This is a genomic window from Streptococcus infantis, assembly GCF_047460685.1.
GTDB classification, from domain to species: domain Bacteria; phylum Bacillota; class Bacilli; order Lactobacillales; family Streptococcaceae; genus Streptococcus; species Streptococcus infantis_AD.
The window spans coordinates 16761-25665 of the sequence record NZ_JASHFS010000013.1 but is presented as its reverse complement, the minus strand read 5'-3'; the positions used below and the strand labels follow the sequence as shown (position 1 = coordinate 25665).

8 protein-coding genes are annotated in these 8905 nt (G+C 41.2%); all 8 read left to right on the top strand.

Annotated features, from left to right (window positions below; genetic code table 11):
• Positions 1-9: 9 nt before the first annotated feature.
• The 8 genes from QM917_RS07240 to QM917_RS07205 all read left to right on the top strand — a co-directional run bounded on the left by QM917_RS07240 (position 10) and on the right by QM917_RS07205 (position 8725).
• Entirely contained in the window at positions 10-2064 is a 2055-nt protein-coding gene (locus QM917_RS07240) for a DUF859 family phage minor structural protein (RefSeq protein ID WP_414285363.1), read from the top strand.
• A gap of 55 nt (positions 2065-2119) precedes the next feature.
• Positions 2120-2725, top strand: coding sequence for a DUF1366 domain-containing protein (locus QM917_RS07235; protein ID WP_371608257.1), 606 nt, complete (start codon positions 2120-2122; stop codon positions 2723-2725).
• A gap of 9 nt (positions 2726-2734) precedes the next feature.
• Positions 2735-3151: a phage holin family protein gene (locus tag QM917_RS07230; RefSeq protein ID WP_414285060.1), complete on the top strand. Its 417-nt coding sequence runs from the start codon at positions 2735-2737 to the stop codon at positions 3149-3151.
• Between the two features lie 3 nt (positions 3152-3154).
• Positions 3155-3433: a phage holin gene (locus QM917_RS07225; protein WP_371608255.1), complete on the top strand. Its 279-nt coding sequence runs from the start codon at positions 3155-3157 to the stop codon at positions 3431-3433.
• 9 nt (positions 3434-3442) lie between these two features.
• A complete protein-coding gene (locus QM917_RS07220) occupies positions 3443-4447 on the top strand; it encodes a GH25 family lysozyme (RefSeq protein WP_414285362.1) in 1005 nt (334 codons plus the stop codon).
• Positions 4448-4861: 414 nt separating this feature from the next.
• Entirely contained in the window at positions 4862-6004 is a 1143-nt protein-coding gene (gene tgt / locus QM917_RS07215; protein WP_016466286.1) for a tRNA guanosine(34) transglycosylase Tgt, read from the top strand.
• Between the two features lie 132 nt (positions 6005-6136).
• A complete protein-coding gene (locus QM917_RS07210) occupies positions 6137-7954 on the top strand; it encodes an acyltransferase family protein (RefSeq protein ID WP_414285361.1) in 1818 nt (605 codons plus the stop codon).
• A 429-nt stretch (positions 7955-8383) separates the two neighbouring features.
• Entirely contained in the window at positions 8384-8725 is a 342-nt protein-coding gene (locus tag QM917_RS07205; RefSeq protein WP_033681053.1) for a metal-sulfur cluster assembly factor, read from the top strand.
• The last annotated feature ends 180 nt before the right edge of the window (positions 8726-8905 follow it).

The window sequence follows — 8905 nt, the reverse complement described above, 5'->3', positions numbered from 1 at the left end:
GGAGGAAGTATGGCAAAGTTTAGTAATTCAAGTGGGAGCTTGTATCTCAATGTCTATGTGGAGCAAGGCTCTCAGAGTATCACGGCTAACACCTCAACCGTCAACTGGCGGATGACAGTTAGTCGTACAGGCGCCTACTACACTCATAACCATCAAGGAGACAGTACGTTGTCTCTTAATCTGGATGGCCGTAACGTCCATTACAGCTATCCGACGTGGGAGACATCAGGAGAGGAGTACACGCTTGCTAGTGGGGCAAGTACAATCAGCCACAATGCGGATGGGACTAAGACCTTACCTATCTCTTGTACGTTTAATCCAAATAACGGCCTGCATGGGACTATCACAGTATCAGCAAGCCTTAGCCTGACGACTATACCACGCTCTAGCTCTGTAAGCGTGAGTGCTGGAGTTATTGGTAGTTTGGTTACTATCAACATCAACCGTCAAAGCTCAAGTTTTAAGCATACAGTGCGGTATGCTTGGGCTGGCAAGTCAGGAACGATTGCAAACAACGTGGACACATCCACTAGCTGGACGATTCCTCTTGACTTTGCCAATGACATCCCAAACTCAGCAAGCGGAACAGGGACAATCTATGTAGATACCTATTCAGGCTCTACCAAGACAGGCACACAGTCAGCCACATTCACGGCAAGCGTGCCAGCTAATCTCAAGCCTACATTTTCAGGGGTTTCTTTGTCAGACTTGAACTCTGCAGCTCAGAACCTTATCCCAAGCGGCAACACGTTCATTCAGGTAATATCTAACATCAAAGTAGCGTTTAATGGTGCGGTTGGCTCCTACGGCTCGTCTATCACTGGATACTATGCTGAAATTGTCGGCAAGAACCAATCCACAAGCTCAAACGGTGGCAGTCTTGGCATTATGAACTACCACGGCACCATCAAAATCAGAGCGAGCGTGTCTGATAGCCGTGGGCGTTGGTCTGATACTAGAGAGGTATCTGTAACCGTGCTTGAGTATTTTGCTCCTGCCTTGAGCTTTAGTATTGCAAGAACGGGCTCAACTTCTAGCACTCTGACAGTTACACGAAACGCTAAGATAGCGCCCTTGACTGTCTCAGGAAGTCAAAAAAATTCAATGAGATTGACATTCAAGGTTGCTCGACTAGGGACTAACTCTTACACAGTTGATAATGGACCAGCTACTGGATCCTGGACAAGCATCTCAAGTCTAGTCAATTCACAAGCTAATCTTGCTGGTAATTATCTAGCAAATCAGTCCTGGGTTGTAATCGGCACGCTTGAGGACAAGTTCACACGGTCTGACTTCATGGTCAATGTAGCCACAGAGAGCGTGGTCTTATCTTATGACAGGTCAGGGGTGGGCGTTAACAAAATCAGAGAGCAGGGCGCCCTGGATGTGAAAGGCAATATATATGCTAATGACCAGCCTATTCAGCAGTATCAACTGACTTCTAATTTCGGCGGTGCAATTCCTCCTCACGGTTCTTTTAATAAAGACTTAAATAATATGAAAATCCCTGGTTTGTGGCAAGTCGGGGCAGACTTTGCTAACAATCCTTTAGGAGCTTTTTGTATTTTAGAATGCTATAAATTACATACCACTAACGAGTGTATCCAGAGGGTTACTTCTTCGAACGGCTATATGGCAGTCCGTGAGTACGGATATGATAACGTTTGGAGACCATGGCGCTATGTAGTGCAACAATCAGAATCAACTAATAACTCTGACTATGTAGCATTGTTAAAATCAGAAAGCGAGCCCACACCTTGGAGGGACTTATCTTTGCAAAACGGATGGCAGCATCATCAGCAGTACAATGATGTTCAATATTCAAAAACGTTTGACGGCGTTGTTTATTTTAGAGGTTCAGCGTACAAAGGGAAAACTACGATTGAGACAGTGATAGGGACTTTACCAGTGGGGTTTAGACCAACACAGACACTGTACATCTCAACGATCAATAACAACTATAATGTAGCTGTTTTAGGTATCTACGGAAATGGCAATATAGTTGTAAAAGGTAACGTAGACTCAAACTGGCTTAACTTTGATAATGTTTCATTTAAAATCTGAAACATCGTAAAAAGTCCCAATAATTTTTTAGATAATTAAATCAAAAGGAGGAAATATGAAACTAGAATACGGTCAAAAATCATTAGAGTACGACGGAAGTGGTGCAGTAACAGCCACTAAGGTCACGCTTGTCAACTCAGATGGTGCTATTGTGCCAATCTTGCTACCAGCTGATAAAATCAGCCTATCAAATACAGAGCTATTTGAACTCGCCCTAGAGGCTCTCTATCAAGAGAATTTCCCACAGCGTGCTGAGAAGGAGAAATTTAACCAGGTAGAAGCTCAGTTGCAACAAAACAAGGAAATGGCAGCCAAGGTGGAGCAAGCTACCACTGAGAATAAGGAAAATCTGGACACAGTTTCAGCTATCACTGAGGTCCTGGTTGCCTTGGGCATCTCTCAAAATGGAGGAATGCCTACATTTGCTTATAGCAAGGTTGCTAATTTCATCAAGCCTCTTGTTAAAGGTACACGCTACTCAAATGGAGACATCATTGCCATGCCTTATCCATTTGAAACCAATGCCAAATGGCCAAAAGGAACGCAAACTATCTTTATGTTTCAAATGAGAGCAAACGAGGGGTTCACATACAAAGACCAAGCACTCTCTGACATGTTGCAGCAAGGCGTGCTGACTGTGGTCATGCCACGTATCGATTAAGGAGGATATATGCAAATCGAATTTTTCAATTTTTTAAGAAGCGTCGTCCAGACTGAAGACGGTCTGGTCTTGTACGCCCTAGCATTAATTGTCTCCATGGAAATCATTGATTTTGTGACAGGAACGATTGCGGCTATTGTCAACCCTGACATCGAGTACAAGAGCAAAATCGGCATCAACGGACTTCTTCGCAAAATTTTAGGAGTCCTCTTGCTGATGATCCTCATTCCGATGTCTGTCCTCTTGCCTGAAAAGACAGGTTTCCTCTTCTTGTATTCGATTTACCTCGGGTACATCGCATTTACTTTTCAATCCCTCGTTGAAAATTACCGTAAATTAAAAGGAAATGTTACTCTTTTTCAACCATTTTTAAAAGCATTTCAGCGATTGATTGAGAAAGACGAAGATAAAAATAAAGGAGAATAACACATGATTAACTGGAAAGTACGTTTTAACTTAAAAAACAAAACATTTTTATTGCGAGTGGCATTCGCACTAGCTTTGCCAATTCTCGCATATTTCAATCTTAAACTGGAGGACTTGGTCAGCTGGGGAGTCATTTTAGACTTGCTTGGCAAATTCTTTGCGAACCCTTATCTTGTGGGGTTGACGATTGTAAATATTCTAAATATCATTCCTGACCCAACAACAGCAGGGATTTCAGACAGCAAACGTGCGCTAGAATACTACGAACCAAGCGAAGATTAGGAGAAAACAATGAAGAAAAACGACTTATTCATCGATGTATCTAGCCATAATGGGTACGATATTACAGGTATTTTGGCTGACATGGGTACACAGAATACCATCATCAAAATCTCAGAAAGCACAAGCTACCTAAATCCGTGCCGACATGCCCAAGTAGAACAATCAAATCCTATTGGGTTCTACCATTTTGCGTGGTTCGGCGGAGACGTAGAAGAAGCTGAAAGAGAAGCTAAATATTTTCTGGACAACGTGCCTAAAAAAGTTAAATATCTGGTGCTAGATTACGAAGACCACGCTAGCGGAGACAAACAGGCAAATACAGATGCTTGTATTCGTTTCATGGAAATCCTCAAAGAAAATGGCTACGAGCCAATCTATTACAGTTACAAGCCATTCACGCTTAATAATGTTTATTATGAGCAGATTCTTGCGGAATTTCCAAATAGCCTTTGGATTGCCGGGTATGGGCTAAATGATGGAGATGCTGATTTTGAGTATTTTCCAAGCTTGGACGGCATTCGCTGGTGGCAATACTCTTCAAATCCGTACGACAAAAACATTGTTTTACTAGATGACGAAGAAGCCGAGCCAAAATGGAAAAGAAATGATACTGGTTGGTGGTGGGAACACCCAGACGGATCTTATCCAAAAGAAGAATGGGAAAAAATCGGCGGTGTGTGGTACTATTTTGATGCTAAAGGATATTGTCTAACCAGTCAATGGTTCAAAGAAAATGATAAGTGGTACTACCTCAAAGAAAATGGGGCAATGGCCATTGGTTGGGTGTTTGTGAATGGCAAATGGTACTATCTTGATGCTTCAGGAGCAATGGTCACTGGCTGGGTTCAATACAAGGACAAACTATACCATCTCAAAGAAGAGAACGGATCAATGTCTTCAAAAGAACTTGTTAAAGTTGAAGGAGGATGGTACTATGTCAATGAGGATGGCAGTCGTTCAGATAAACCGGCACTTGATGTATTACCTGATGGACTAATTGTTACCACTAAATAATTTCAAAAAAATAAAACGAAAGGAAAAACTTTTCTAAAATTGTGTATCTACCGCAGGCTCAGGCTTGCGGTTTTTTGTTTGCTCAAAATAGAAAAAACAGTGATATTACTCACTGATCCTTTTGCAAACTATTAGAATTAAATTGTAACCTTCTCAACAATACGGGCAAACATGGTATGAAAATGAATACGAATATGAATACGATTTAAAAAAATGACAGAAATCAATGGAAATAATTTTAAATAAAAATAAGTAAAAACTCAACTAACGATAAGCAACTGAAATCAATTGTAAACACAAAATTCTTATACCATAGTTCGTGACAGTTCCTGTTTTTTTTGATAGAATCATACAGTATGCCCTTGGGCACAAAGTAAGAACTGGGACGGTCTTTCCCAGCTTCGGAGGTAAAAAATGTCAGATTCACCAATCAAATATCGTTTGATTAAGAAAGAAAAACACACGGGAGCTCGTCTGGGTGAGATTATCACGCCACACGGAACCTTTCCAACTCCTATGTTTATGCCAGTTGGAACTCAAGCAACTGTTAAAACCCAATCGCCAGAAGAATTGAAAGAGATGGGGTCAGGGATTATCCTCTCTAATACCTATCACTTGTGGCTTCGTCCTGGAGATGAACTCATTGCGCGTGCAGGTGGGCTTCATAAGTTCATGAACTGGGATCAGCCTATCTTGACAGATAGTGGAGGTTTCCAAGTTTATTCCCTAGCGGATAGCCGTAATATCACAGAAGAAGGAGTAACGTTTAAGAATCACCTCAATGGTTCCAAGATGTTCCTTTCACCTGAAAAGGCCATCTCTATCCAAAACAATCTAGGCTCAGATATCATGATGTCCTTTGATGAATGTCCTCAATTTTATCAACCTTATGATTATGTGAAAAAATCAATCGAACGTACCAGCCGTTGGGCTGAACGTGGGTTAAAGGCTCATCGTCGTCCCCATGACCAAGGTTTGTTTGGGATTGTACAAGGTGCAGGATTTGAAGATCTTCGTCGTCAGTCAGCTCAGGACCTTGTCAGCATGGACTTCCCAGGCTACTCTATCGGTGGACTAGCAGTTGGAGAAACTCACGAAGAGATGAATGCAGTTTTGGACTTCACCACTCAACTCCTTCCTGAAAATAAACCTCGCTATCTTATGGGGGTAGGGGCACCAGATAGCTTGATTGATGGGGTTATTCGTGGGGTCGATATGTTTGACTGTGTCTTGCCGACTCGTATCGCTCGTAACGGAACTTGTATGACAAGCCAAGGACGTTTGGTTGTCAAGAATGCCCAGTTTGCGGAGGACTTTACACCGCTTGATCCTGAGTGCGATTGCTACACATGTAAGAACTACACCCGTGCCTACCTTCGTCACTTGCTCAAGGCTGATGAAACCTTTGGTATTCGCTTGACCAGTTACCATAATCTCTACTTCTTGCTCAATCTTATGAAGCAGGTTCGTCAGGCTATTATGGATGACAATCTCTTGGAATTCCGTGAGCATTTTGTTGAAAAATATGGCTACAATAAATCAGGTCGTAATTTCTAAGATTATCAATCTAAAGCTCGAATCCTAAGTTTTCTCTTAGGATTTTTCTTCTTTTTTTGATAAAATAAAGGTAATATGGAATGAACATTAGATGGTTTTTTTACTACTCTAATGAACGGAGAATAAACTCGTATGCGTATAAAATGGTTTTCCTTGATCAGGATTACAGGCTTACTCTTGGTACTCTTGTACCATTTCTTTCAGACGGTTTTTCCAGGAGGTTTCTTCGGGGTTGACGTCTTTTTCACCTTCTCAGGTTTCCTAATTACGTCACTTTTATTAGAAGAATTTGGCCAAAAAGGAAAGATTGATATCCTAGGATTTTTCAGGAGACGTTTTTATCGGATTTTCCCTCCAGTCGTCTTGATGATTCTCGTCGTTATGCCCTTTACTTTCTTAGTTCGCCAAGATTATATAGCCGGTATTGGTAGTCAGATAGCTGGTGTTCTTGGTTTTATGACTAACTTCTATGAAATGTTAACAGGGGGAAGTTATGAATCTCAGTTCATCCCCCATCTCTTTGTTCATAACTGGAGTTTAGCGGTTGAAGTTCATTACTATATCTTGTGGGGCTTGGCAGTTTGGTTCTTGTCCAAGCGGGTAAAATCATCTGGACAATTAAGAGGTCTAGTCTTTCTTCTATCATCAGCTGTCTTTATCATCGGTTTTCTTTCAATGTTTATCGGTAGCTTTATCGTTAGCTCCTACTCGACGCTCTACTTTTCTAGCTTTACTCACGTCTATCCTTTCTTTCTAGGCAGTATTTTGGCATCTTTGGTAGGTGTTCGTCAAACGACTACTCTTGTTAAGCGTTTAAATAATACCTGGGATTTGAAAAAGACCTTGCTAGTATTCGGGGCAGGTCTCGGAGTTTTGCTCTTATTGACTTTCTTCGTGAAATTCAATTATCTCTTTGCCTACTTGCTTGGCTTCTTGTTGGCAAGTTTAGCTGCCCTTCTGATGATCGTTGCAGCACGACTTTTGCATGAGAAAACTCCGACGATTGAAGAACCAAAGGTGATTAGCTTCTTAGCTGACACCAGCTATGCCGTCTATCTTTTCCACTGGCCGTTTTATATTATTTTCTCCCAATTAATGGGAAATATACCAGCAGTGATTCTCACCACTATCTTTTCTTATCTCTTTGCAAGCCTTTCTTTCTATGTAATTGAACCTTTCATTGCAGGGAAGAACAGTAGTTTATTGCAAACGGTAAAAGAAATTCCGCATATTCAACCAATCTTTGTGGGTGGCGTCGGATTTCTTAGCTTGCTGACACTGATTGTGATGTTTATTGCTCCCCAAGTCGGTGCTTTTGAAACGGATTTGATGGTAAATGGCCTTAATCAAGCCCAAACCAATATCACCCGTACAAAAACCATGGCGGATCAAGCAGAAGCTAGTCGCTACAATATTGCCGAAGGTGTATCCATCATCGGAGATTCTGTAACCTTGCGTGCAACACCTGGACTTAAAGAGGTTCTACCAGACGCTCAGACAGATAGTCAAGTAAGCAGAAATACCAAGCAAGCCAATGCTATTATGCTCAATCACAGTCAGAATAAAGTCCTCCCTAAAATAGTCGTTATTGCTACTGGAGTGAATAACCCTGAGGATTATAAGGCTGATATCGATTCTTTGATAACAAATCTACCTAAGGGACATCAACTTGTACTTATGACACCTTATGAGGGTGATACAACTCAAGCAACTCAGCCTTATGTAGAACAGTATGCTAGCTATGTGCGTGAAGTGGCTCAAAAGTATCCTTACATTGAGGTTGCAGACTGGAATCAAGTATCTAAAGATCATCCAGACATCTGGAAAGGAACGGATCAGGTTCACTTTGGAAGTGATAATGCCAAACTAGAAGAGGGAGCTAAGCTCTACGCAGAAACGATAGCATCAGCTATCAAGGCCTTGGCAGATAAACCTGTGAAGTCAAAATAATACCTAAAAAGAGAGTGGGACAGAAATCGGTAATTCGTTAGAATTCGATTTCGTCGTCCTACCTCCGCACAGTTGAGTAGGGCTGTAAAAGCTGATGAAATCAGCGTAGTAGAGCCCACTCAACCACTGCGTCTTGCTCGACAATCCAAAGACAATTGAGAAGCTAGGACTTTTGACCCAGCCTCTTTTTCTTTTTATGGTGCGTTTCTTGGAAGATAAAGAATAATTCCTTTAGACTATATCGAGGTCTTCAACTTATCGGTTTATTTATCATATCAGAAATCTTAAAGCAGTGCTTTGCCCAATCCATGATCTAGTCTTAGTCTGTTCTTTGAGTTTCATGGCAAATTAAGTCTTGATTGGGAAAAACTTGCCAAATTGTCAGAATTATGAGAAAATAGAGGATATTTATCATGTGGAGGGACTGCTATGAGAGACGATATCAAAATCAATGACCGTGCTTTGGCATTAAAAGACCAAATCATCGAAAAACTAGAGAAAGTTTTTGATACAGATGTAGAATTGGATGTTTACAATCTAGGACTGATTTATGAAATCAATCTGGATGAAACAGGTCTCTGCAAGATTGTCATGACCTTCACCGACACTGCCTGCGATTGTGCCGAAAGCCTGCCTATCGAAATCGTGGCAGGTCTGAAACAAATCGAGGGTATCGAAGATGTCAAGGTTGAAGTTACCTGGTCGCCTGCTTGGAAAATCACACGAATCAGTCGCTACGGCCGCATTGCCCTTGGACTGCCACCTCGTTAAAAGGAAACGTGAACAATCAGGGGGCAATTGACGGTATTAAAATATATGATTTAACTGAAAGTCTTTAATAGAAAATGCAAAAGCTACTAAGAAACTGTATTTATACTTAGTAGCTTTTTATTGATATGTTAAGTTGAGTTGAGTTGAATTAAGTTATCTTATATATACTTATAATGCTAG

Coding starts and splice junctions, on each gene's coding strand:
- QM917_RS07240 (WP_414285363.1), top strand. CDS start 10: ATGGCAAAGTTTAGTAATTCAAGTGGGAGCTTGTATCTCAATGTCTAT.
- QM917_RS07235 (WP_371608257.1), top strand. CDS start 2,120: ATGAAACTAGAATACGGTCAAAAATCATTAGAGTACGACGGAAGTGGT.
- QM917_RS07230 (WP_414285060.1), top strand. CDS start 2,735: ATGCAAATCGAATTTTTCAATTTTTTAAGAAGCGTCGTCCAGACTGAA.
- QM917_RS07225 (WP_371608255.1), top strand. CDS start 3,155: ATGATTAACTGGAAAGTACGTTTTAACTTAAAAAACAAAACATTTTTA.
- QM917_RS07220 (WP_414285362.1), top strand. CDS start 3,443: ATGAAGAAAAACGACTTATTCATCGATGTATCTAGCCATAATGGGTAC.
- tgt (WP_016466286.1), top strand. CDS start 4,862: ATGTCAGATTCACCAATCAAATATCGTTTGATTAAGAAAGAAAAACAC.
- QM917_RS07210 (WP_414285361.1), top strand. CDS start 6,137: ATGCGTATAAAATGGTTTTCCTTGATCAGGATTACAGGCTTACTCTTG.
- QM917_RS07205 (WP_033681053.1), top strand. CDS start 8,384: ATGAGAGACGATATCAAAATCAATGACCGTGCTTTGGCATTAAAAGAC.